Source organism: Proteus sp. TSJ240517, from assembly GCF_047921575.1.
Taxonomy (GTDB): domain Bacteria; phylum Pseudomonadota; class Gammaproteobacteria; order Enterobacterales; family Enterobacteriaceae; genus Proteus.
Genome location: NZ_JBLRMH010000002.1, coordinates 161,459 through 187,823 on the forward strand (window position 1 = coordinate 161,459; position 26,365 = coordinate 187,823).

Sequence of the window (26,365 nt, forward strand, 5' to 3'; positions counted from 1 at the left end):
ATATTCATTTATTGGCTATATTTTTTTACTCGCCGAGTCGGTGCCGTATTCGCTGGATCATCAGGCCATAAATGCTTTGGATAGCGCCCTTTCATCTCTTTTTGCACCTCTTTATAACTTCCTGCCCAAAACGTGGCCAAATCTTGTGTTTTTTGGATAGGACGATGTGCTGGTGACAATAATTCCATGACTACAGGCAATTGACCATTCGCAATAATAGGGCTTTGTTGTTCGCCATAAACTTCTTGAATACGAATAGCAATCACAGGCGGCAACTCCAAATCATAATTGATAATCACTTTTGTCCCTGTCGGCGCCAAATAATGCGTTGGAAATAAGCTTTGAAGCAACTGATTTTCATGCCATGTTAATTGATTTTTAATAATCGTATTAATATCAATTTGTTGTAATGCTTTTAATGTCTGAACTTCTCCAAGTTCAGGTAAGAGCCATGTTTCTAACGTTTCAAGTAACACAGCTTCTTCTAAATCAGGCAATAACGCTTCTGGGCACCACTTTTTCGCTAAAGAAAGACGAATAAAAAACTGTTGAGTCTCTTCACTAAGTGCTAAAGCACTTAAGCCGTTCTCTCTTAACCAATTCAATAACGCTTGTTGCATTTGCTGTTTATTGGGCTTGTCGAGTTGACGCTGACTTAAGGTTAATCGCCCTAATTGACGTTGTTGCCATGCAACTAACGTACCGCGTTTTTCATCCCATTCAACCGTGGTATTATTTTCAATAAGCTTAGGAAAGGTAGCTGATATTTCATCAATATCAATAGGCAAAGCTAATAAAATACGGACATCAGCATAATGTGCATTTTGCAGTAATAATGGCGCTAAAATCCACGGTGCATTACTCATAGATTGCGAGTCATCCATCATAGCACCTTGCCCATTTGCTAAACGAAAACGCCCTTGATTATCACGATTTTTAGCAATCCTATCAGGAAATCCTACCGCTAATAATGAACCTAACAATTCCGAGCAAAACGTTCCTTTTCGATGTTGAGAGAGCTGTTTTTCACGTCGCGACCAGAAGGTATTCTTTTGTTGTGCAATCCACTCTAGATTAATTTCTTGTCCTCTTGGAGGCTCTTCTAAAATTGCACATAGACGTGCGGCAGTAACAAGATGATTATCACTTTGCTCACTCGCATAATCCAAAATTGCTGCTAATCGAGGCTCAATGCCCCATTGCGCCATACGTGAACCTCGTGGTGTTAATCCACCTTGTTTATCTATCGCCCCCAAACGATACAATAACTCTTTAGCGGCATGTAATGCTTGTGGTGTTGGTGTATCCAACCAGTTCAACTGATTAATATCACGACATCCCCACTGCAAAACAGAAAGCCATAACGATGATAAATCACTGCTTAATATTTCAGGCAATTGATGAGAAGCAACGCGCTCTGCTTGTTCTTGGCTTATTAAATGCCAGCAAATACCTGCCTCAAGACGCCCTGCTCGCCCAGCTCTTTGCGTTTGTGATGATTGACTAGTTCGTTGACGCAATAAGCTAGTGACACCACTTTTCAAATCAAATTGAGCGCGCTTTTCAATAGCACTATCAAGGACTAAACGAATTCCTTCAATGGTAAGACTTGTTTCTGCGATATTGGTCGCAAGAACGACTTTCCGATAACCTTTCTCTGTGGGTTCAATCGCTTTTTGTTGTTCAGCTAATGAAAGCGCACCATAAAGAGGAAATAACAAAACATTGTTATCCACTTTATCTTTTAGAATGTCAGCAACACGCACGATTTCGGCACTACCCGGCAAGAAAATCAGCATGGAACCCGATTCTTGCGCAAGTAATCGTAAAGCCATAGTAGCAATTTCTTGCTCAAAGGGTTGATGTGTATTGATAGGAAAATAGACTCGTTCTACAGGATAGCTACGGCCTTCAGCGCTGATCATAGGAGCATCCGGTAATAATGCGGTGAGCTTTTGATTATCCAATGTTGCTGACATAATCAACACACGCAAATCATCACGTAATCCCATTTGTACATCGAGCAATAAAGCCAATGCTAAATCAGCCTGTAAACTGCGTTCATGAAATTCATCTAAAATCACAAGGCTTACGCCAGCCAACTCAGGATCTTGCTGTAACATACGGTTTAATACCCCTTCTGTTACCACTTCAAGTCGAGTTTTTGAGCTGACTTTGCTTTCCGCTTTCATTCGATACCCCACCGTATTGCCAACTTCTTCATTCAGCTGACTGGCTAAACGATAAGCAATACTTTTGGCAGCAATTCGTCTTGGCTCTAATAAAATTATTTTGCCATCAAAGCAATTTTGCTCCAGTAAATAAAGGGGAAGCGCCGTGGATTTACCTGCACCAGTGGGAGCATGAAGCAAAACTTGTGGGGATTGTTTTAACGCAGCAACGATTTTTTCTGTTACATCAAAGATTGGCAATAAATGCACACAGGCTCCATGATTCATTAACTTTCTTGGCTTGGCATTGTAGCATTAGCGCTTTATTAAAGGTCATATTTTCCTCGGAGTCATTATGAAATTTGAGCAACCGCTACAATCCGCCACTTTACTAAAACGATATAAGCGTTTTTTAGCAGACGTTGTCACCCCAAATGGGGAAGAATTCACGCTCCATTGCGCCAACACAGGCGCAATGACGGGATGTGCGACTCCCGGTGATACTGTTTGGTATTCCACCTCTTCAAATGCAAAAAGAAAATACCCGCACAGTTGGGAACTTACACAGACCCAAACCGATGATTGGATTTGTGTAAATACCTTAAGAGCAAACGGTATTGTTGCAGATGCCATTGAAGCAGGTGACATTCCAGAATTATCTGAATATGACGAGATAAAACGAGAAGTGAAATACGGTAGTGAGAACAGTCGTATTGACATTTTACTTAAATCAAATCATAAAGTTGACTGTTATATTGAAGTGAAGTCAGTCACCTTACTCGACAACGGTATGGGTTATTTCCCTGATGCAAAGACAGAACGTGGCCAGAAACATCTTAGAGAGTTGACCGCTATCGCAAAATTGGGTTTAAGGGCTGTCTTATTCTACGCAGTTCCCCATACTGGCATTACGGAAGTGACTGTTGCTAAAGAGATTGACCCTAACTATGCTTCACTGCTAAAAGAAGCGAGTGATGCAGGGGTTGAAATCTTGTGTTATCGCATCAATGTTAGTGAATACAATTTAACAATTGGACAGCAATTACCTTTTATTTCAAATAGTTAATTGAAAAGCATGGCATTAGTTAAGCATTTTTTAACTAAAAAGGGACATTTACTTGCGTGCCTTCACACCATGAGAAAACTTATTGAAGGAATAATTGCTATCCTCGCGGGCATCTGCTATTTATAGCGCCCTATTTTTTCCCCTTCCTGTTTTGAAGGTGGGGATTATTCAGAAATGCGTATGTAGGAGAAGCATTATGCAAGAAGGGCAAAAGCGTAAAACATCGTCCATGAGCATTCTCGCTATTGCTGGCGTTGAGCCATATCAGGAAAAAGCGGGCGAAGAGTACATGAACGAAGCCCAATTAGCGCATTTTAAGCTAATACTTGAATCTTGGCGCAATCAGCTCAGGGATGAAGTCAACCGCACCGTTACTCATATGCAAGATGAGGCGGCAAACTTCCCAGATCCCGTTGACCGTGCTGCACAAGAAGAAGAATTCAGTCTTGAGCTGCGTAACCGTGATCGTGAACGTAAACTCATTAAGAAAATCGAGAAAACACTGAAAAAAGTCGAAGATGATGACTTTGGTTTCTGTGAATCTTGTGGAGTGGAAATCGGCATTCGCCGTTTAGAAGCTCGTCCTACAGCAGATTTATGTATCGACTGTAAGACATTAGCTGAAATCCGTGAAAAACAGATGGCTGGCTAATAATGAGCAAACGCCTCAGCCTAATACGTTGAGGCGTTAATCTGAATCTTTCGATGCACGAGATTACAGACTATATTGGGCGCTTTGCGCCATCGCCAACGGGTCAACTTCATTTTGGCTCATTGGTTACTGCACTTGGCAGTTATCTTCAAGCTCGCGCACACCACGGGCGTTGGCTTTTGCGCATCGATGATATCGACCCTCTTAGAGAACCTCCCGGCACTGCATCCCAAATTATTCGTACATTAGAACATTATAGTTTGTTCTGGGATGAAGAGATCCTCTATCAATCGCAACGCCATGATGCTTACCGTGAGATTTTACACACTCTTTGGAAAGAAGGTGTTTGCTATCACTGTCATTGTAGCCGTCATCGTTTACATGACTTAGGGGGTGTGTATGATAACCACTGTCGTCATCGCGAGCCACTCACAACTAATGTTACACCTTTTGATAAAGAGAGTGCATGGAGGTTGATCCAACAGCATCCTGTTTATCATTTTGAAGATGTCATTCAAGGTACATATTATTCAAAGAGTACGTCTATCGTGTTAGAAGATATGATTATTCACAGAAAAGATAACTTATTTGCGTATAATCTAGTGACAGTGATTGATGATAGTTATCAGGGTGTAACCGAAGTTGTTAGAGGTGCCGATCTACTTGATCCCACATTGCGACAAATCAGTTTACATAAACAACTGAATTTACCTATTCCGCGTTATGCTCATTTACCTTTAGCAATAAATCATGACGGTAATAAATTATCAAAACAAAATCACGCAAATGCGTTACCAGATACTGATCCAAGACCCGTCATTATCGATGCTTTACGGTTTCTTAATCAGCCTATTATTGCGGGTTGGCAAGATTATTCGTTAGCATCATTGTTAGAGATTGCGATAGCGCAGTGGTCACCTTCTGAGATTTTAAAACAAAATCATCAGCAACAAGGGTATGAATAAACCACACAAAGCATTCTCAAAAAATGTTCAGTAGGCTATGATTAGCCGCTTAATTTTTTAATTATTAGAATTTATTATTCGAGGTGTCATATTTTTAATCGAGTAGCACATTTCTGCCGTAATCTGCTAGGGCGACAAACAACGTCATCAGACACACAACCGGTAGCGAGTGAAAGGCCAGTCACTGCATCTGACCGACCAATACAAGAAACACAGAAACCTGTGCGTCGGCGTCCTGCTATATCCGCAGACCGTCCCCGTAAAAAAAAGAGTAATAAAGAAAAGGCGAACGGGAGTGATTTGCCAATGACTGTGATCCCAAGAGATCAACACCCAATTTCACGTAACGACATCAGTGATAATGCATTAAAAGTGCTTTATCGCCTAAATAACTCTGGCTTTCAGGCTTATTTAGTTGGTGGCGGTGTCCGTGACTTATTACTGGGAAAAAAACCAAAAGATTTTGATATTGCCACTAATGCAACACCTGAAGATGTACGTCGATTATTCCGTAACAGCCGTTTAGTCGGTCGTCGTTTCCGTCTTGCTCATATTATGTTTGGCCCTGAAGTGATTGAAGTTGCGACTTTCCGCGGCTCTCATGAAGATCATGAAGTTTCAGACAATAACCAATCCCAGCAAGCACAAAGCGGTATGTTACTGCGCGACAATATTTTTGGCTCAATTGAAGAAGATGCCATCCGTCGTGACTTTACATTAAACAGCCTCTATTACGGTGTTGATGATTTTGCTGTACGTGATTATGTTGGCGGTTTAGCGGATCTGAAAGCGGGTATTATTCGCTTAATTGGCGATCCTGAAACGCGCTATCGCGAAGATCCCGTCAGAATGCTTAGAGCCATTCGCTTTGCTAGTAAATTGGATATGCAAATTGCGCCAGAAACCGCAGAGCCAATTGCCAGACTTGCTCCTTTATTACGTAATATTCCATCGGCTCGTCTTTTTGAAGAATCGCTGAAATTATTACAAACGGGGCAAGGATACAAAACTTACAAGTTAATGTGTCGTCATCAATTACTTGAACCGCTGTTTCCGCTGATTGCATCTAAAATGACAGAGCAACATGATACGCCGATGGAGAGAATGCTAGATCAAGTTCTCAAAAACACGGACTACCGCATCAATAAAGAGATGCGAGTCAATCCGGCGTTCTTATTTGCGGCGATGCTGTGGTATCCATTAATTGAACATGCCGAAAAATTAGTCCAAGAAAGTGGTCTTTCTTACTATGACTCTTTCTCTATGGCGATGAACGATATATTAGATGAGCAATGCCGTACTATTGCGATACCAAAACGCATTACCACAACAATGCGTGATATCTGGCAATTACAGCAACGTTTACCTAAACGCCAAGGTCGTCGTGCGAATAAATTACTTGAGCACCCTAAATTCCGTGCAGCATTCGATTTACTGGAATTACGTGCCAATGTACAACACAATCCAGATCTTCAAGCGTTAGCTGGTTGGTGGGCTGATTTCCAAGCCTCTAACAATACGCAACAGCGCTCAATGGTCTCTGAATTAGGCCAAGCACTCGTTCGTAAACGACCGCGTCCACGTAAACGCCCTCGTCATCCAAGTGCAAAACCAGCATCAAGACACGAGAACACCAATGAGTAAACAGAAAAAACGTGTTTATATCATTTTAGGTAGCAATTTGAATTCACCTGAAAATCAGGTGAATTCAGCGATTAAGGCAATCAGTGAGATCCCACAAACAACATTGATTGCACAATCATCTTGGTATCGTACTCGCCCAATGGGACCACAAGATCAGCCTGATTATCTTAATGTCGCTGTTGCGGTTGATACAACGTTAGCACCTGAAGAGTTGCTTAATAACACACAAGCGATTGAATTAGCGCAAGGTCGTGTTAGAAAAGAAGGCAACCGTTGGGGCCCAAGAACGCTTGATCTTGATATTATGTTATTTGGTGATGACGTGATCCAAACCGAGCGATTAACCGTACCTCATTACGGGCTTAAAGTACGTGAATTTATGCTTTATCCATTAGCGGAATTAGCACCCGACCTTCGCTTTCCTGATGGTGAGTTATTAGCAGATAGATTGGCGTTAGTGCCTGAAAACGGCATGGAAAAGTGGTAATTTCACACTAGTACGTTCTTAATGCTAAAGGTTGATACTGTAAAAAATATAAACAGTATCAGCCTATCTCTTCTCTTTTACTTTCCCTCAATTTTTCAAACACATCTCTCCTCCCCAATCTCTAAACTCTTTTATATTTATTTTTCACATATAGGCAATTGATAAATATAAATAAAAATTATCATTTATTATTTTTCATTACTCATTTAATTACTTTTTCTTCGTTTTTAGTCCTTAAATGCTACAATCGAAAGCGGCTTTATTTTGATGATCTAACATTTTCTTTAATAAACAAACAATTATGTGAAGTAATTAATTTTATCTACACACAAAAAAATGACAATGATGGAGTTTGTTACAATGAAACCCACTACGCTTTCAACGCTGAACCGCTATAAGCAAGAAAAGAAAAAATTCGCCACAATCACCGCTTATGATGCAAGTTTTGCTCGCCTTTTTGCACAAGAAGGTATTCAAGCCATGCTGATTGGTGATTCATTGGGTATGACACTACAAGGTCATAACAGCACCTTGCCTGTCACCGTTGAACAAATTGCCTACCACACTCGTTGTGTAAGAGCGGGTGCGCCTAATGCTTTCTTGATTGCAGATATGCCGTTTATGTCTTATTCCACCCCTGAGCAAGCTTGTCTTAATGCCGGCATTCTGATGCAAGCAGGAGCTAATATGGTGAAGATTGAAGGTGGAAGTTGGTTAATTCCTACCGTTAAAATGCTCACTGAGCGTGCGGTTCCTGTCTGTATTCATTTAGGTCTAACACCACAATCTGTCAACGTCTTTGGAGGTTATAAAATCCAAGGTAGAGAGCACGATGAAGCCGAGCAATTGAAGCAAGATGCCATCGCCCTTGAAAATGCGGGTGCTCAATTGGCGGTATTGGAATGTGTTCCTGTTACTCTGGCTAAAACAATTACAGACGCATTAACGATGCCTGTTATTGGTATTGGGGCAGGCAATGTCACAGATGGACAAATTCTTGTTATGCATGATTTATTAGGTTTAACACCTCAAGCCCCTAAGTTTTCAAAAGACTTTTTACAAGAAGCAGGCTCCTTAAAAGGTGCGGTTAGTCTTTATGTTCAACAAGTTGAACAAGGCCTGTTTCCAGAAGAAAAACATTCATTTAACTGATTTATTATCTTAATTATCAATATTGTTTAAAAGGAGTCACGCCGTGCTAATTATTGAAACTACGCTTATCTTACGCAGAGAAATCAAGCGATTAAAGCAAGAAGGTAAACGCATTGCATTGGTTCCAACAATGGGTAATCTGCATGAAGGTCACCTAAAATTAATTGAAGAAGCGCGTATTCACGCAGATGTTGTGATCACATCTATTTTTGTTAACCCACTTCAATTTGATAGAGAAGCGGATTTAGCAAATTATCCTCGTACTTTACAAGAAGATTGCGAGTTACTGCGTGATAAACATGTCGATATTATCTTTGCACCTTCAGCAAAAGAAATGTATCCACACGGTATGGAAAATCAAACAACTGTTGATGTCCCTGTATTATCTACCGTATTAGAAGGCGCAAGCCGTCCTGGTCATTTCCGTGGTGTCACGACAGTTGTCAGTAAGCTTTTTAACCTTGTACAACCTGATGTTGCGATGTTCGGTGAAAAAGACTTCCAACAACTGCAAATTATCAAAAAGATGGTAAGCGATTTATGTATGGATATCAGCATCGTTCCTGTTGCTATCGTACGTGACAAAAATGGTTTAGCGCTCAGTTCGCGCAATCGTCTATTATCTGATAACGAAAAACAACAAGCCCCTGCACTTTATCAAGCGATGCAAGAAATTGCTGAACAACTAAAGTCGGGTAATCATGATGTTAATCAGCTACTGCAAAATGCAAAAAACACCTTAGAGCAGCAAGGTTTTCGTGCAGATGAGTGCTTTATTTGTGATGCGGATACACTCACACCATTAAATGAAGAGAGCCATCGGGCCGTGATTTTAATGGCTGCATGGCTAGGTAATACACGCTTGATTGATAACCAGCAAGTTAACCTTGTTTAATATTCATTATTAGAAAAATAGGAAACACAACAATGCTACGCACTATGTTACAAGGCAAACTTCATCGCGTAAAAGTCACACAAGCTGATCTTCACTATGAAGGCTCTTGCGCAATTGATCAGGATTTTATGGATGCCGCAGGCATTCTTGAAAATGAAGCGATTGATATTTATAACGTTGATAATGGTGAGCGTTTTTCAACCTATGCCATTTGTGCCGAAAGAGGCTCTCGGATTATTTCAGTCAATGGAGCAGCTGCGCGTCGTGCCGCCGTTGGCGATCGCTTAATTATTTGTTCTTATGTGCAAATTCCTGATAGTGATGCGCGTAGCCATAAACCTAATATTGCTTATTTTGAAGATAACAACGAGATGAAACGTATTGCAAAAGCGGTTCCTGTTCAAGTTGCTTAATCAATAAGAAATAACACATTTCCCCATAAACAGAGGTTCCCTGTTTATGGGGAATTATCACCTGAATAATAAATAATCTATTGTTATTATTTGCTTGTCACGATTCACCACGACAAAAACGAGACATAAGATTCAAAACCGTGTTTCTTCTCCATTTTTCCTCGCTTATCTTTCTGTAGCTTGTTATAAATCATATAAGTATTGTCTGACTACTCTCTGACTAATAAAAAATTATGATAAAAGTTGCTTTAGTAGATGATCACATTGTTGTGCGTTCAGGATTTGCACAACTCTTAATGTTAGAACCCGATATTCATATCGTGGGTGAATATTCTAATGGGCAAGAAGCATGGCCTTATTTAGCACATGACGATATTGATGTTGCTGTGATGGATCTCTCTATGCCTGGCGAAAGTGGTCTACAACTCCAAAGTCGCTTAAAACAAAAGCGCCCTGATTTTCGCACCATTATTTTAAGTATCTACGATACGCCCGCTTTTGTTCAAAGCGCATTAGATTCGGGCGCCCGCGGTTATTTAACAAAACGTTGTGGCCCTGAAGAGTTAGTACAAGCCGTACGCGCTGTACATCAAGGTGGCTGTTATCTTTGTTCTGATGCAATGAAAGCGTTACGACAAACACCCGAAAAAGAAGATGCATTACATACGTTAACACCTCGCGAAAGAGAGATTTTCAATCTTTTAGTTCAAGGCGTTAATGTCAAAACAATTGCGGTACAACTTAACCTTAGCCACAAAACCGTTCACGTTCATCGAGCCAATGTTCTTGGTAAATTAAGCTGTGAAACCACTATCGATCTGGTTCATTTCGCCTTAAAAAATCAATTGATTACAGGCTCGCTGTAAAATGAAAAGGGGACTGCGTTTTTTTCTTCAATCCCTCTTTTTATTACTCACCTACTCTTTACTTTGGCTATCGCTTTGGGTGATTGGCTTCTATTTAAGTAAAAACGGGCAACAAGCCGCCCTTTTCTTACCTCAAGGTCTACGATTAGCCCTAATAATTTTACTTTGGCGGCGTTTTTGGCTACCAATGTTATTTGCTGAATGGGGGCTTTATTACTGGTTAGCGCAAGAGCAATTAATTACCCACGCCATTATTTATCTCTCACCAATACTAAGCCTTATTATCGCGTTAGAAGTTCAGCGTATTTGGTGGCGATATCCTCTTTATTGGCAACGCCTAACCCTATTAATTAGTGCCGTTGGCTTTAATAGCCTGCTACAAGCCTTTATTCTTGGTTTTGTAATTAATACCACCAGCGGTATTTTTCTGACATCCGTTACTGGTGGCATATTACTCGCCCCTTTTGTTTTTTTACTTTATGAATATCTACGCGAATTACAAAGTCGCACTTTAGTCTCTGACGGCACACTCGATCCGCCATTAAGAACCCCCTTACTCATGTGGGGATTTCTATTTTGCCTTATCGGATTAAGTGCACAGTTTTTCTTAACACCCGAAATAGAACGCTTATTAGTTATTCTTGTTTTTATCCCTAATGTATTTATGGCGTATCGTTATGGCTGGCAAGGCGGCGTATTATCTGCAATATTAGGCAGCTTAATTATCACCTTTGCTCGACAAGTTAATGGCGCGTTTAATGACTTACGTGAGTTAGAAATGTTTTTAACTACGCAAGCTATTATTGGCATTGGTTTAGGGATAGCAATAAGCCGTCAACAGCAATTAGCCCATAATTTACGTCACTATCGATTACGCTTAGAGCAAGAACTTCAAGCTAGACGCGAACTAATGGAGCAACTTGTTCACACCGAAGAAGATGTGAAAAAAGCCATTGCTCGTGAATTACATGATGAGATTGGGCAAAATATTACAGCCATCCAAATTCAATCAATGTTAGTAAAAAAGATGGCTGATAACGATAAAACGCGCCAAACAGGGGAACAAATCGAACGGCTTGCACTGCAAATTCATCAATCTACACGTCAACTACTCCGACAATTACGCCCTCCTGTTTTAGAAGAAATGTCGCTTGAAAAAGCCCTTCACCATTTAATTAATGAGTTTGCTTTTGATGACAACGGTATCATCTGTAATTTTAATTACTCGTTAGATAAAGAGCCTAAAAATGAAACCATTATTTTTACCCTCTACCGTTTAGTACAAGAGCTGTTAAACAACATTAGTAAACACGCCAACGCGACCTATATCCAAATCTCACTGACTCAAAACCAAAACCGATTACGACTGATGATTAGTGATAATGGTATTGGCATGTTACCCACGTCATTATCAGCACAACAAAGTAGTGGCTTTGGATTACGCGGAATTGAAGAACGCATTCGTGCTTTAGGTGGAGAATGGGAAGTGGTAAATCATCACGGTACGAAAATAATTGTTAACTTACCCACAAATTCAAAAGAAAACAGTGAAAACTAAGAATAAGTCTTAGTCATCTACAACCTTATCTCATTCTTTTTCGCGACATTTTTTTTACATTTGCAACATCAAAGAGGATGTTATGTCAGGTAAAAATTCGGCATCAATAAATAAGACCTATAACTTTTGGCGCAAAAATTTAATGCTGTCGATGATTATTGGTTATGCCACCTTCTACCTCACACGTAAAAGCGTCAACTTTGTGATGCCCGTTATGCAAGTTGAATTGAATTTAGATAAAGGAGATATCGGTTGGATAGCCAGCCTTTTTTATCTCACTTACGGTTTATCTAAATTTGTTTCTGGTATTTTCCACGATAAGTGGGGATACCGCTGGTTTATGGGTGTTGGATTAGTAATGACAGGCATTATGAATATTATCTTTGCCTATTGTCTTTCGTTTCCTGCACTGCTTTTGGTCTGGGCACTAAATGGTTTCTTTCAAGGCTTTGGATGGCCACCTTGTGCAAGGTTGTTAACACACTGGTATTCACGCAATGAACGTGGCTTCTGGTGGGGATTATGGAATATCTCAATCAACCTTGGCGGGATGAGTCTTCCCATTTTAACTGCGTGGCTAGCGACGCATTATAGTTGGCAAGTCGCACTGCTTGTTCCCGGTATTATCGGCATCATCATCGGGCTATGGTTGTGTGTACGATTAAAAGGGACTCCCGCAGAAGAAGGACTTCCTACTGTGGGTGTGTGGCGGCGCGATGTGTTTGAATTACGTCAAGAACAAGCCTCTCCGCCTAAACCTATGCTAACTATTTTGAAAGAGAGCATTTTATTTAACCGAATGATTTGGTTGCTAGGGTTTTCTTATATTTTGGTTTATCTCATACGTATGGCGATAAACGATTGGGGAAATATCTGGTTATCAGAGACACATGGCGCCAATTTATTAAGTGCAAATGCCATTCTTTCTTTGTTTGAAGTAGGTGGCTTGCTCGGGGCGTTATGTTCAGGCTGGGGCTCGGATTTATTATTCCGCGGCCAACGAGCACCAATGATATTGCTGTTTTCACTCGGGCTTTTTACCGCAGTAACAGCACTTTGGTTAATTCCAATTCATCATTATGCGTTACTCGCAGCCTGTTTTTTTAGTATCGGTTTTTTTGTGTTCGGACCACAGATGTTAATCGGGCTTGCTGCAACAGAATATTGCCATAAAAACGCAGCAGGCACGGTAACTGGCTACTTGGGATTGTATGCCTATTTAGGGGCGGCAATGGCAGGTTGGCCATTAAGTCAGGTCATGGCGCATTATGGTTGGACTGGGATGTTTGCATTATTAACCAGTGCTGCGGCCTTAATGGGACTCTTACTAATGCCGTTGTTGATTGCTGATGTTAGCAAACAAGAGCATTCAGTTGGCCCACTTTCATTTTCCGATGACGACACATTTAAAAGGTTCTGAACATGAAATTGAAAACCCTCTCTACACTCGTTGCTGCTGGTCTGGCTCTTTCTGCGGTTAGCTTATCAACAAATGCGGCTGGTCGCTTAGTCGTTTACTGTAGTGCAACAAATGCGATGTGTGAAGCTGAAACAAAAGCCTTCGCCGAAAAGTATGATGTTAAAACTACCTTCGTTCGTAATGGTTCTGGGAGTACTTTAGCTAAAATTGAAGCTGAAAAACGTAACCCACAAGCTGACGTTTGGTATGGCGGTACAATGGATCCTCACTCACAAGCGGGTGAAATGGATCTGCTAGAGCCTTACGTTTCTCCTAATCTCGATCAGATCATGCCACAATTTCGTGATCCAGCTAAACGCAAAGGAAACTACTCTTCTGCGGTCTATGTCGGTATTTTAGGTTTTGGCGTCAATAAAGATCGCTTAAAAGAAAAAGGCATTGCTATTCCAACCTGCTGGAAAGATTTAATTAAGCCTGAATACAAAGGCGAAATTCAAATTGCTGATCCACAAAGCTCAGGTACGGCTTACACTGCACTGGCAACCTTTGATCAATTATGGGGCACTGAACAAGCCTTTGATTACCTGAAGAAAATCAATACAAATATCTCTCAATACACCAAATCAGGTATTGCTCCTGCACGAAATGCAGCCCGTGGTGAAGCAGCCATTGGTATTGGTTTCCTACATGATTACTCATTAGAAGTTGAAAATGGCGCCCCACTTGAATTGATCTCGCCTTGTGAAGGTACAGGGTATGAAATCGGTGGTGTCAGTATCATTAAAAATGCCCGCAATATGGATAACGCAAAATTATTCGTAGATTGGACACTCTCAAAAGAAGCGCAGGAAATTAGCTGGAAAGAAGGTAAATCTTACCAAATTCTAACCAATACCTCGGCTGAATCTTCACCTATGGCACTGAAATTATCAGACTTAAAACTCATTAACTACGACATGGATAAATATGGCGATAGTGAAGTACGTAAGGAACTGATTAATAAGTGGGTTACCGAAGTAAAAATGGGTAAATAGCTCATTAACAGAGCGAGATAACCTCTCGCTCTCTTTTTCTCATAATAATAAATACATTTACTCTCGGGGGATTTATGTCTCACACACTCGCTTTACCTGAAAAAAAGAGGCGGGATCCCATATTTTTATGGATCCTAATTGCATGGATGGCATTTGCGTTACTGCCATCATGGAGCCTTGACTACGGTCTTTTAGACTCAACAGCAGATGAATTGCTCACCTCTTATGGCTGGAGTAGCCTAAATATCAGTTGGCTCTGGTTTTTATTACCGAGTTTACTGCTATTTCGCCCATTAACTGCACCTAAACGTGAAAATCGCTCTCGCCACTATTTTGATGCGGGTTTTGCCCTATTTTGTGCATTTATTACGATAGTCAGTGCAACCCTTGAAGGGCGTGGCTTAGGTTATTCTGCGATCATCCTTTTTATTTCTCTGGGAATGATCATGAAAACCACCTTAACACGCCTTGAATGGCTGGGCGGTGATAGCTTTGTTATCGGCTCTTTGATAGCTGTTGTTGCACTGATTGGCGTCTTTATTATCTTCCCTAGTATCGCTATTTTTATTCCGATGTTTAAAGATAGCGCGGGCAATTTTGCACCTTTTGAGTTTATCGCGATTTTAAGCCAAGCCCATATTGTGCAAGTGATGCTTAACTCAATTGTGCTTTCTATTGCTGTGGGGATAGGTTGTACTTTCTTTGGTTTAATACTGGCCATTTATACGTCACGTATTGCGGTGCGCTCTGCCATTATCGGCCGTGTATTTTCTATCTTACCTATTGTTACACCACCTTTTGTTGTCGGTTTAGGGGTGACGTTAATGATGGGACGTTCGGGTTATGTGACAGAGTTTCTGGCCACTTACGCAGGACTTGAAAATACCAACTGGTTATATGGCTTTACAGGGATTTGGTTGGCGCAAGTGCTCGCCTTTACCCCTATGTCATTTATGATTTTAGATGGCGCCATTAAAACCATTCATCCTTCATTAGAAGAAGCCTCTTACACCTTAAGAGCAAACCGTTATCAAACTTTCTTTAACGTCTTTATGCCGTTGCTTAAACCTGCGTTAGCCAATGCGTTTTTAATTGTAATTGTGCAATCTCTTGCTGACTTTAGTAATCCGTTAGTTTTAGGAGGCAACTTTGACGTTATCGCCACACAAATTTATTTCTATATCACAGGCTCTCAGCTTGATTATCAATCAGCCAGTACATTAGGCGCATCACTGTTAGTTTTCTCACTATTAGTGTTCTGTGTGCAGTATATGTGGATTGGTAAACGCTCTTACGTCACGGTATCAGGTAAATCTTATCGCGGTGATGTTCAACCTCTTCCATCGTCACTGATCGCATTTGTGACTACTGTTTTAGGTATTTGGGTTGTCTTTAATATCCTGCTCTATGGCAGTATTTTCTACGGTAGCTTTACCGTTAACTGGGGAGTTGATTACACCTTAACACTCGATAACTTTATCAAATTATTTGGTCAAGGAATGAGTGACGGTGCATGGCCTTCATTATTAGATACCTTGTTATATGCGGGTATCGCCGCGCCGATCACGGCAATTCTCGGACTATTAATTGCCTATATCGTGGTGCGCCAAGACTTTAAAGGTAAAAAAAGTATCGAGTTCACAACCATGCTTTGTTTTGCCGTACCAGGAACCGTCGCAGGTGTCTCTTATATTCTTGCGTTTAACGACTCGCCTTTCTATTTAACGGGAACGGCGGCAATTGTGATTATCTCTATGACAATGCGTAACGTGCCTGTGGGAATACGTGCGGGTATTGCGGGATTAGGGCAAATTGATAAATCGCTTGATGAAGCTTCTCTAAGTTTAAGAGCGAACTCAATGAGAACCATTTTCTATGTGCTGTTACCGTTATTACGCCCTGCTATTTTATCTGCGCTGATTTATAGCTTTGTGCGTGCGATAACGACAGTCAGTGCCATCGTTTTCCTTGTTACACCAGATACACGCGTTGCAACCGCTTATATTTTAAACCGCGTTGAAGATGGTGAATACGGCGTCGCAATTGCCTACGGCTCGATTTTAATCGTCGTGATGTTGGCAATTATTTTCTTATTTGACTATTTGATTGGCGAAGCCCGTGTTTCACGCTCTAAAGCCAAAAATGCACAGTAATACGGAGTATAAATCATGACACAACAACATTTCGTTGAACTGAAAAATGTAATTAAGCGTTTTGGCACTAACACGGTGATTGAAGATCTCAGTTTGTCTATTCCACAAGGCAAAATGGTTTCATTATTAGGGCCTTCAGGTTGCGGTAAAACAACCGTATTACGTTTAGTGGCAGGGTTAGAAAAACCGACAGAAGGCAAAATTTTTATCGATGGCGAAGATGTTACCGACCGTTCGATCCAGCAACGCGACATCTGTATGGTGTTTCAGTCTTATGCCCTTTTCCCTCATATGTCGTTGGGCGAAAATATTGGCTATGGCTTAAAAATGCTGGGGCGTCCTAAGGCTGAAATCAAACAACGTGTTTCTGAAGCCTTAGAGCTGGTGGATTTAGCAGGCTTTGAAGACCGTTTTGTTGACCAAATTTCAGGTGGTCAACAACAACGTGTTGCATTAGCTCGCGCCTTAATTTTGAAACCTAAAGTGCTGCTTTTTGATGAACCATTGAGTAACCTTGATGCTAACTTACGTCGTAGTATGAGAGAGAAAATTCGTGAATTACAACAACAGTTTAATATCACGTCTCTTTATGTCACTCATGACCAAAGTGAAGCATTTGCCGTTTCTGATATGGTTTTAGTGATGAATAAAGGCAAGATAATGCAATTAGGTTCACCACAAAATCTTTATCGCCAACCCGCATCTGAATTTATGGCAAGCTTTATGGGAGATGCAAACTTATTCCCAGCCACATTGGGCGCTGATTATGTTGATATTTTCCAATATCGCCTACCAAAACCAGATACATTTAATACGACTAAAACCGAAGTTAGAGTTGGAGTTAGACCAGAAGCGATTACCTTATCTCAACAAGGCGATGTCTGTCAGCAATGTAAAATAGTGCATGTGGCTTACATGGGACCACAATATGAAGTCACGGTAGAATGGCAAAATCAAACCTTGCTATTACAAGTCAATGCCACACAGCTTCAGCCGAATGTAGGTGACAGTTATTATCTGCAAATTCACCCTTATGGTATGTTTATCTTAGAATAAGCGTCTTTATCTTATTTATCTTAAAGGCACCTTTGAGGTGCCTTTTTTCATCTCTTCTCCCTCTTTCAGAGAAAATATTTTTATATATAAATTACAATAAGTTATAAAAATATTATCATTTTGAAAAAATCACCACTTGCTAATGATAATTATATTTACTTACAATATTTACAAAATGTTATGTTATAACATTATAAAATAAAGGAGGTAAGTAAAATGAAAAAATCTGTTTTTAGTTACACAACGCTTTTTATTTCAATAAGTTATTCATTATTTGCAAACGCAAACACCACAACGAAATCAGAAGAAAAACCACAAAATGAGGTATTAAAGGTTTATTCAACGCCTTTACAAACACCACAAGAAAAAATGGCAACACCCGTTGCTGTCATTACACAAGAAGAGTTACGCGCTAATCGTAGTGCATCTATTGCTGAAACATTGACATCTCTACCCGGTTTTCATGCCAGTTTTTTTGGTGGAGGCTCAGTGCATCCCGTTATTCGTGGGATGTCAGGCAACCGAGTAAAAGTATTGCACAGTGGTAGTGATCTTATGGATGTATCGTCGATTGGTGCAGATCACGCAATCACGAGCGAACCTTTTTTAAGCCAGCGTATTGAAGTATTAAAAGGATCTTCAGCATTACTTTATGGAGGAGGCACAATCGGTGGCGCCATTAATGTTATTGATAGCAAAATTCCTATGTCAGTGCCTGAAAAAGGTTACGATGGCGAATTACATTATCAATATGATTCTGTTTCTAAAGGAAATACCGGTGCAGCAGGTTTGACATTAGGGCAAGATAATTTAGCTCTGCGTATTGAAGGCACGAAACGTTACCAAAGTAACTACAAACAACCCGAGCCATTACATCAAGGGGAAGCAAGCCGCTTAGCTGGTTCTTATCAAGATAACCAATCTGCAAATATCGGTGCATCATGGATCTTTGATGAGGGTTATATTGGAATTGGCTATGGTGAGCAACATCGCCGATATGGATTACCTGGTCATACTCATTTTCATGATCATGAGGAGGAGCATCATCACGCCCCTACTCACCCACCTTTAGTTGGTCATCATCATCATGATCACAATCATGAATACCCTGATGAACAACATGAGCATGGCATTCCCTATATTATTATGGAGAGTAAACGATGGGATCTTCGTGGTGAAAAAAGTAACCCATTTGCCGGTATTGAATCGGTACGTTTCAGTGCGGCCAGAACCCATTATCATCATGATGAAAAAGAAGGTCATGAAGTTAGTACCCAATTTAAAAACAAAGGAGATGAATTAAGATTTTCTTTCACACATCAACCTATTTTAGGCTGGCATGGTGTTATTGGCGGGCAATTTAATCAACGTGATTTTAGTGCTTATGGAGAAGAGGCTTATGTACCGTCAACAAAAACAAAAAATCACTCACTCTTTTTATTAGAAGAATACCAATTCGGCGATTTTCGCTATGAATTAGGTTTTCGCCAAGAGTGGCAATCACTGTTAAATAGAGAAACTCAAAAAAACAATAAACAGAGTGCATCTTCGATTTCTGCTGGATTAGCGTGGAATTTTACACAAGATTATTTTTTAAATTTATCACTATCACACACGAAAAGATTACCTGTTGCAGAAGAGCTTTACGCGAATGGTGTTCATGCTGCAAGTCGAACTATTGAAAAAGGCGATCCTAATTTAACCGCAGAGACGGCAAATAATATTGATATTGGGATAACTAAAGTAACAGGTGATATTCAATTCAATATTAGTACCTATTATAACCATATTGATAATTATATTTATGGCAAGTTTACTGGCGCTGAATTAAATAATGGATATCGACCATTACAATACGTACAACATGATGCTCAATTCAAAGGTGTAGAAGGTAATATTGACTATTACTATCACCAAGATAGCTTAATTGGTATTTCTGGTGATTATGTCAGAGCAAATTTACTGCATAATAAAGGAAATATTCCAAGGATCCCCGCTTATCGATTAAGCGTTTATATTAAACATAGTTTAACAGAAAATCTAAATGGACAAATTCGGGTTGATCACTTTGGAAAACAGAATAAAACAGCCGAATATGAAACGCCAACAGCATCTTACAATACAGTTAGCTTAGGTAGTGAATATATTGGCTATTTAGATAATACCAATTATACCTTGTATGCCAAAGTTAATAATATCTTTGATGCAAAAGGAAAAGACAGTACCTCTTATATTAAAGATGAAATGTATTTACCAGGTCGTAATATCATATTAGGCACTACTCTTACATTCTAAGTATAAAAAATAATTATGAAAAAAAGTAAATTCTCTATTATTTTACTTATGCTTTTGTCGTCTCCTTTATATGGAAAAGAGAATAATGAAGATAAAAGCAAAGGAAAAGAAATACCAAACGATGTTATTACTGTTAAAGCAACATCAATAAAAAACAAAGAGACTTTCTCTTCATTGTTACTGAATAATCGGGAAGAGATAAAAGGAAAACAACTTGAACAAATAAAGTCCAATACCATTGGTAATACCGTTTCAAAAGTCGCAGGAGTACAAGCAGAAGGTTTTGGCCCTAATGCCGCAAGACCCGTTATTCGTAGCATGTCTGGAAATAGAGTGGGCATTTTAGTCAATAATCTTCCTATTAATGATGTTTCATTTATCAGCGGAAATATGCCTATTCCCATTGATATGAACAGAATTAATGAAATATCGATCAGTAAAAACTCTGAAGCACTACTTTATGGAGGTAGTAGCAGTGGTGGTGCAATTCATTTGTGGGATGATAGGATAATGACACAGTTGCCTGAAAAAGCGATTTCAGGCGCCGTGACATTTAATGGAAGTACCAATAACGGTAATGGTGGATCAGCAAATATTAAATTCAGTAATGAAGAAAACTGGGTTTTTAATATTTCGGGTGCCACTAAACGAGTTACTAGATATAAAATTCCAACACATTCTAAAGCAGCACCTTGTTATAGCTATCAACAACTAAAAAGTCACTTTGCGTTACGTGATCAATGCCAAGTTGATATGAAAGTGTTTACCAGCCGTAATCCTGAAGCTTACCCTTACATTAGTGAGTTTTGGAAAAAATACAAAGTTGAATATGAATTAAGCGAAGATGATAAATATACTTTTAAAGATAAAGATTATTTTTCAGGTATTGGTTATGTTGATAATGAAGCTAACTCACAATATAAACCCGGCAGTCCCACATCCATTGAACATGTAACACCGCCTAAGCATTATGTTGAAAATAATAATAAAGAAATTCCTAATAGCTTTTTAAAAAGCCAAAGTGGTAATGCATCACTCTCTTATATTGAAGATGATGGTTATTTAGGCCTATCTATTACTGATTTTCAAACATCTTATGGTGTACCAGGATATGCTTATCTCACGTCGAAAACGACACGAGAAATGTACAAACCTATTTCAGTTTCAAACCATAATCGACGAATAGATATACAAGGAAAACATTATCACTTAACGCCCTTTTTCAGAGACAGCGCTTTTTATTACTCTTATTCTGAATCGAAAGATGAGGAGTTGGTCGGTCAAATTGCATCATCGGTATTTAACACTAAAAGCCATCAATTAGCGATAGAAACTGCACATACTCCGCTATTTAATCGTCTTAATGGTGCTGTCGGAATTAACGGTAATTATCGTGATCTGAAAACGTCTGGCTATGATGCTTATTTACCAAGTGTATTAACCAAAGAGTATGGAATATATTGGGTTGAGTCGTTAAATTTATCTCCTTTTGAAATTACTGCGGGATACCGTAAAGGCTATACCCATCATCATCTAAATATTCCCGATAATTATAATAGCGGTCGAGGACAAGGTTCAAATCTGCAAAATCGTCATTTTGATACCAGTGCAAATACATTAGCCTTATCTTTTACACCAATTGATGAATGGACATTAAAGCTACAAAAAAATATTTCTTATCGTGCTCCTGAAATTAATGAACTTTATACACATGGTCCCCACTATGCTTATTTAATTGAAGAACAAGGAAACAGTAAATTTAATACAGAAAAAAGTAAGAGCATTGAATTATCATCCATTATTGAGATTGGTAATTTTTCTAATAAACTCAATCTGTATAAAACTGACTATAGCGATTTTAAGTTTAGACGCTTAACGGGCGTAAGTCGTGGTGGCGTTACAGTAATGGAATGGGATGAAACTGATCTTGAAACAAAAGGTTTAGAATACGAATTTAAATATTTATATGAAATGCCTCACGACCATAATCTTACATTCACACTATTTGGTGATTTTGTTGAAAACAGAAGTAAAAGAAAGCTCTTTATTGCAGGTAATTATTTGCCTAATCTTCCCAATGAAAAACATGGTATTAGCCTTAATTATCAGCATGAAGAGTTAACCGCATTTAGTACTGCGACTTACTATAAAAAACAAAAAGAAAGTGGTGGATTAATGTATGGTGGGGATATTACTTTTCCTTCTTACACATTAGTTGATGCAGGAATTGGCAAAAAATATCATCTTGATAAATTAGATGTTTCTGTTGATTTTATTATTAATAATCTCACCAATACAGAAGCAAGACCCGCTTCTTCTCAGTTGAAATATTTAGCCCCTTTGCCAGGTAGAAATTATGGAGTGAATATCAAAATTGATTTTTAATATTTTCTAATTTAGCAAGATATAAAGTAAGCGAGGCACCCAATGGGTGCCTCTTTTTTATAATAATACTACGACATTTTCCCCTGGTGTGACATCCTGGTGTGAATGTTTGAGGTAATGCTTGGTGTAGCATATTGCTACGTTTTTATTGTTTTAGAAAAATACTTGTACTACTCCCTTTATTTTTTGAGAAGCTATCAGAACAAAAGCTGATAGCCTCCGTTCTCTCTCTATTTTCCTTGAGCGAGATATTTTTGCATTTCATCTGCTGGAACCATACCACCACCAGTAGCCCATACTAAATGCGTTGCATTTTGCATTTTTTGACTGTCTAGTGATAATCCTTGCAGATAATCTTTAGCTTGAGTGACATGTACAGCACCTGTCATTCCAGCTAAAGCCGAAGGTTCTAACTTAATCCCTTCTTCTTTATTTAATAAACTGAGTAAGTCATAAAGCTCTTGGTCATCAATAGTGTAATAACCATCAATTAAGCGCTCCATTGCTCGACCAACAAAGCCTGATGCACGACCGACAGCAAGACCATCAGCCGCAGTTACGTTATCGATACCAATCTCTTGTACAGAGATGCCTTCATGTAATTGGGTATAAACACCCAATAACATACAAGGTGAGTGCGTTGGTTCTGCAAATAAACAGTGTACTGCGTCACCAAATGCCAGTTTTAGCCCAAATGCAACACCACCAGGGCCACCACCGACACCACAAGGCAGGTAAACAAACAGAGGATGCTCACTATCAACACGAACACCTTGCTCTTCAAATTGGCGTTTTAAACGTAATCCCGCTACCGCATAACCCAAAAATAATGTTTTTGAGTTTTCATCATCGATAAAGAAACAGTTAGGATCTTTCTCTGCTTCTTTGCGGCCTTCTTCTACCGCAATGCTGTAATCTTGTTCATATTCAACAACATTAACGCCATGAGAACGTAATTTATCTTTCTTCCACTGACGTGCATCAGCAGACATATGAACACTCACACTAAAGCCTAATTTCGCACTCATGATCCCAATAGACATACCTAAGTTGCCTGTTGAGCCTACCGCGATACTATATTGGCTAAAGAATTCACGAAATTTATCAGAAAATAATTTTTCATAATTATCGTCTGTGCTCAACAATCCCGCGTTTATCGCTAATTTCTCAGCATGAGTCAGTACTTCATAAATCCCACCACGCGCTTTAATTGAGCCAGAAATAGGTAAATGACTGTCCTTTTTCAAACGCAATTGACCGCTAATAGATGTGTTATAACGCTTTTCAAGTGCGACTTTCATTTTAGGAATATCAACCACTTCTGATTCGATAATTCCTTGAGTAACAGCCGTTTCTGGAAATGCTTTTGCTAAATAAGGTGCAAAACGTTGTAATCTCGCTTGTGCGTCAATTACGTCATCTTGCGTTAAACCAACATATGGAAGTCCCTGGTCAGTGGTGGTCACTTTTGGGTTAAACCAAACCACTTCTTTTAAGTCCACTAAGTCACGAACTAGTGGAAAATTGCTTGTTAATTTATTTATATCTATATGGTTCATAGTCGTTCTCTTTTATATGACAAAAGAAAGCATAAATGTACCGCCTAATGCGACAAAGGAGGCAATAAAGGTCGCGACACTGTAAAAACGAAAAGTTTCACTTAAAGTTGCATTACAATACTGTTTCACTAACCAAAACAGTGAGTCTGTGACGATGGTACAACCAATAGCACCTGAACCAATTGCTAATGTAATAATTTCAGGGCTAATGTCTGGGTATAAAGGCATTAGTGGTGCAACAATTGCAGTCGCGCCCATCATTGCAACAGTTGCAGAACCAACAGCAGCATGAAGGATAATGGCGACTAACCAAGCCAATAAAATAGGATGCATATCTAAGTTAGAAAGAATTAACGCTAAAGATTCACTTAAACCACTACCTTTTAAAATGCCATTAAAAGCACCACCCGCACCAATAATTAATAAGATGTTGGCAATAGAGCTAAAGCTATCTTCTGTTTTCTTCAATAACGTATTCATGCCCATATTACGGCGAATACCTAGAATATAATAAGCAACAAAGGCAGCAATAAACATCGCAGTAATTGGGTTACCAATAAACTGTAATGCAGTATAAAGCGATGTTCCCTTTGTCATATTTAATTCTGCTGCTGTTTTTATCAACATCAGAACAATAGGCAGTAATACAGTAAAGAGAGTGGCACCTAATGAAGGTAAATCTTTTTCTTCACGAATTTCCATATCAGAAAATTCTTCAGGTACTGTTTTAAATGGTAAGCGTTCACCTAATATTTTTAAGAATAAAGAACCACCCACTAAAGATGCGACTAAACCAACTGCAAGACCCGCAACAATAACGGTTCCCATATCTGCCCCTAATTCATTAGTCACGAATAATGCAGCAGGATGAGGAGGAACAATACAGTGAACAGCCATTAATGCTGTACATAATGGAATAGCTAATTTTAATAATGAAGTATTTGTTTTTTTCGCAATAGAGAAAGCAAGAGGGATCAGTAATACCACACCCACTTCAACAAAGAGTGTAATACCACAAATAAGGCCAACCAATACCATAATAACGTCTGGAGATAACCAACGGCATTTTTGTAATGTAATACCGATGCGTTCTGCGGCACCTGATATTTCCATCATCTTACCAAGAATAGTTCCTAAACCGATAATTGCTGCTAAAAATCCTAACGTACCACCAATACCGTTTTCAATCGCATTTACCATTTCTAAAGGATTCATCTTCATTGCAGTACCCACAAAGAAGCTTGCCAATAGTAAGGCTAAAAACGGATGAAACTTAAGTTTTATTATAGTAAAAACAATGAGCAAGATACTAATTATAAGAGTACCTAGCACCCATAACGTTGAATCCATATATCCATCCCAAATATTTTATTTATTGTTAATCATATTGAATATTAATCATTCGGTACTTACAAATGATGAAAATTTACACTAAGATGAAATCAATTAACTCAAATAAGTGACACAATGCACAAATAATCACATTATGATAAGTAGCAGCATGGTATTTCATCTTAACATTAGCTTGATTGTTAACCTACGTTACTATTAACAACAAAACGAGAATAAAAGAATGTTTGAATCTTCTAGCGTGATTTTAAGAAATAAACGATTATCTAGTTATCAATTAGCAAGACATCACACTTTTGAAGCAACAGGTCGCCACCTTTCATTCGCTTTAGCAGCAGAAGAACTGTCCTTAACGCCAAGTGCTATTAGTCATCGTATTAATACGTTAGAAGAAGAATTAGGTATCAAGCTATTTGACCGCTTTCATCGCCGAATAGAGTTAACAGAAGAAGGTGAACGAATTTATTGGGCGCTTAAAAAAACGCTAGAAGATATTAACCAAGAAATTTTAGATATTCATAACCAAGAAGTATCAGGCATTCTCACCGTTTATTCACGACCTTCTATTGCCCAATGTTGGTTAGTTCCTCTTATTTCAGATTTTACTGAACGTTATCCCTCTATTGAATTAAATCTACTCACAGGAAATGATGATATTAACTTTCGAGGTTATGGCATTGATCTGGCGATTTATTTTGATGATAAACAACTACAAAATCTTTATTGCGAAGATTTAATTTCAGAATCTATTATTCCCGTATGTAGCCCTGAATATGCTAAAAAACATGAGCTTATTGGCAATATTCATCATCTATCCAATTGCACCTTACTGCATGATAGGCAAGCTTGGAGTAATAACTCTGATTTCGACGAATGGCGAGCTTGGAGTGAATATATGGGGCTTTCACTTTTTCCTAATCGTAGCAATATCTGTTTTGACCGCTCTGATCTTGCTGTTATTGCTGCGGTTAACCACTCAGGAGTAGCAATGGGAAGAAAACGTTTAGTGCAAAAACAACTGGCTAATAAAGAATTAATTATTCCTTTTGATAATAGTGAGCTTTTTTGTGCTCAGCGTTATTACCTCGTCACTCGAAATGAAAAAAATAATGCTAAAGTACAGCTTTTCATTCAGTGGCTGAAAAAACAAATCAAGGAAAGAATGTAATTTTCTAAGGAAAATCCGATGAAAGAGATGACCTTTTCAACACAACAGATCGTCGCTATTGCAAAATATGCAGGTT

At 39.0% G+C, this 26,365-nt stretch carries 20 protein-coding genes; 17 read left to right on the top strand and 3 right to left on the bottom strand.

Going from position 1 to position 26,365, the window contains the following annotated elements; all coding sequences use genetic code 11:
- Positions 1 to 8 precede the first annotated feature (8 nt).
- Positions 9 to 2,441 carry an ATP-dependent helicase HrpB gene (gene hrpB / locus ACNARN_RS04365; RefSeq protein WP_416304250.1) on the bottom strand — a complete coding sequence of 811 codons (2,433 nt, stop codon included), beginning with the start codon at positions 2,439 to 2,441 and terminating at the stop codon, positions 9 to 11.
- A gap of 85 nt (positions 2,442 to 2,526) precedes the next feature.
- Here hrpB and sfsA point away from each other — a divergent pair, with 85 nt between their 5' ends.
- From sfsA to ACNARN_RS04445, 16 genes are all read left to right on the top strand, one after another.
- Positions 2,527 to 3,237: a DNA/RNA nuclease SfsA gene (gene sfsA, locus ACNARN_RS04370; protein WP_416304189.1), complete on the top strand. Its 711-nt coding sequence runs from the start codon at positions 2,527 to 2,529 to the stop codon at positions 3,235 to 3,237.
- Between the two features lie 196 nt (positions 3,238 to 3,433).
- Positions 3,434 to 3,889: an RNA polymerase-binding protein DksA gene (gene dksA, locus ACNARN_RS04375; protein ID WP_023580786.1), complete on the top strand. Its 456-nt coding sequence runs from the start codon at positions 3,434 to 3,436 to the stop codon at positions 3,887 to 3,889.
- Between the two features lie 53 nt (positions 3,890 to 3,942).
- A complete protein-coding gene (gene gluQRS, locus ACNARN_RS04380; protein WP_416304190.1) occupies positions 3,943 to 4,854 on the top strand; it encodes a tRNA glutamyl-Q(34) synthetase GluQRS in 912 nt (303 codons plus the stop codon).
- Between the two features lie 90 nt (positions 4,855 to 4,944).
- Positions 4,945 to 6,498, top strand: coding sequence for a polynucleotide adenylyltransferase PcnB (gene pcnB, locus ACNARN_RS04385; RefSeq protein ID WP_416304251.1), 1,554 nt, complete (start codon positions 4,945 to 4,947; stop codon positions 6,496 to 6,498).
- Complete coding sequence (gene folK, locus ACNARN_RS04390) at positions 6,491 to 6,985, top strand: 2-amino-4-hydroxy-6-hydroxymethyldihydropteridine diphosphokinase (RefSeq protein ID WP_100159309.1); 495 nt, start codon at positions 6,491 to 6,493, stop codon at positions 6,983 to 6,985. The genes pcnB and folK overlap by 8 nt, the downstream gene beginning before the upstream one ends.
- 360 nt (positions 6,986 to 7,345) lie before the next feature.
- The gene (panB, locus tag ACNARN_RS04395) at positions 7,346 to 8,137 is read left to right on the top strand and encodes a 3-methyl-2-oxobutanoate hydroxymethyltransferase (RefSeq protein ID WP_109371570.1); all 792 of its coding nucleotides are present in this window, start codon (positions 7,346 to 7,348) and stop codon (positions 8,135 to 8,137) included.
- A 43-nt stretch (positions 8,138 to 8,180) separates the two neighbouring features.
- Positions 8,181 to 9,032 (top strand): pantoate--beta-alanine ligase, encoded by an 852-nt coding sequence (panC, locus tag ACNARN_RS04400; RefSeq protein WP_198619406.1) that lies wholly within the window; start codon positions 8,181 to 8,183, stop codon positions 9,030 to 9,032.
- A gap of 32 nt (positions 9,033 to 9,064) precedes the next feature.
- Complete coding sequence (gene panD, locus ACNARN_RS04405; RefSeq protein ID WP_064719124.1) at positions 9,065 to 9,445, top strand: aspartate 1-decarboxylase; 381 nt, start codon at positions 9,065 to 9,067, stop codon at positions 9,443 to 9,445.
- A gap of 233 nt (positions 9,446 to 9,678) precedes the next feature.
- Positions 9,679 to 10,311 carry a response regulator transcription factor gene (locus tag ACNARN_RS04410; protein ID WP_109371574.1) on the top strand — a complete coding sequence of 211 codons (633 nt, stop codon included), beginning with the start codon at positions 9,679 to 9,681 and terminating at the stop codon, positions 10,309 to 10,311.
- 1 nt (position 10,312) lies between these two features.
- A complete protein-coding gene (locus ACNARN_RS04415; RefSeq protein ID WP_416304191.1) occupies positions 10,313 to 11,869 on the top strand; it encodes an MASE1 domain-containing protein in 1,557 nt (518 codons plus the stop codon).
- A gap of 67 nt (positions 11,870 to 11,936) precedes the next feature.
- Positions 11,937 to 13,289 (top strand): MFS transporter family glucose-6-phosphate receptor UhpC, encoded by a 1,353-nt coding sequence (uhpC, locus tag ACNARN_RS04420; RefSeq protein ID WP_311747287.1) that lies wholly within the window; start codon positions 11,937 to 11,939, stop codon positions 13,287 to 13,289.
- A 2-nt stretch (positions 13,290 to 13,291) separates the two neighbouring features.
- Positions 13,292 to 14,323, top strand: a complete 1,032-nt coding sequence (locus ACNARN_RS04425) for an ABC transporter substrate-binding protein (protein ID WP_069368510.1) — start codon at positions 13,292 to 13,294, stop codon at positions 14,321 to 14,323.
- Between the two features lie 74 nt (positions 14,324 to 14,397).
- Positions 14,398 to 16,476: an ABC transporter permease gene (locus tag ACNARN_RS04430; RefSeq protein WP_416304192.1), complete on the top strand. Its 2,079-nt coding sequence runs from the start codon at positions 14,398 to 14,400 to the stop codon at positions 16,474 to 16,476.
- A 15-nt stretch (positions 16,477 to 16,491) separates the two neighbouring features.
- Positions 16,492 to 17,532: a ferric ABC transporter ATP-binding protein gene (gene fbpC / locus ACNARN_RS04435; protein ID WP_109371582.1), complete on the top strand. Its 1,041-nt coding sequence runs from the start codon at positions 16,492 to 16,494 to the stop codon at positions 17,530 to 17,532.
- Between the two features lie 216 nt (positions 17,533 to 17,748).
- Entirely contained in the window at positions 17,749 to 19,827 is a 2,079-nt protein-coding gene (locus ACNARN_RS04440) for a TonB-dependent receptor domain-containing protein (protein ID WP_198632111.1), read from the top strand.
- Between the two features lie 15 nt (positions 19,828 to 19,842).
- The gene (locus ACNARN_RS04445; protein WP_109371586.1) at positions 19,843 to 22,212 is read left to right on the top strand and encodes a TonB-dependent receptor; all 2,370 of its coding nucleotides are present in this window, start codon (positions 19,843 to 19,845) and stop codon (positions 22,210 to 22,212) included.
- 230 nt (positions 22,213 to 22,442) lie between these two features.
- On the opposite strand, the gene ACNARN_RS04450 is transcribed toward ACNARN_RS04445, so the two are convergent.
- Positions 22,443 to 23,771 (bottom strand): D-serine ammonia-lyase, encoded by a 1,329-nt coding sequence (locus ACNARN_RS04450; protein ID WP_198619398.1) that lies wholly within the window; start codon positions 23,769 to 23,771, stop codon positions 22,443 to 22,445.
- A gap of 12 nt (positions 23,772 to 23,783) precedes the next feature.
- Positions 23,784 to 25,121 (bottom strand): D-serine transporter DsdX, encoded by a 1,338-nt coding sequence (gene dsdX / locus ACNARN_RS04455; protein WP_416304193.1) that lies wholly within the window; start codon positions 25,119 to 25,121, stop codon positions 23,784 to 23,786.
- Between the two features lie 223 nt (positions 25,122 to 25,344).
- On the opposite strand from dsdX, the gene dsdC reads away from it, so the two are divergent.
- Positions 25,345 to 26,289 (top strand): DNA-binding transcriptional regulator DsdC, encoded by a 945-nt coding sequence (dsdC, locus tag ACNARN_RS04460; protein ID WP_416304194.1) that lies wholly within the window; start codon positions 25,345 to 25,347, stop codon positions 26,287 to 26,289.
- Positions 26,290 to 26,365: the final 76 nt, after the last annotated feature.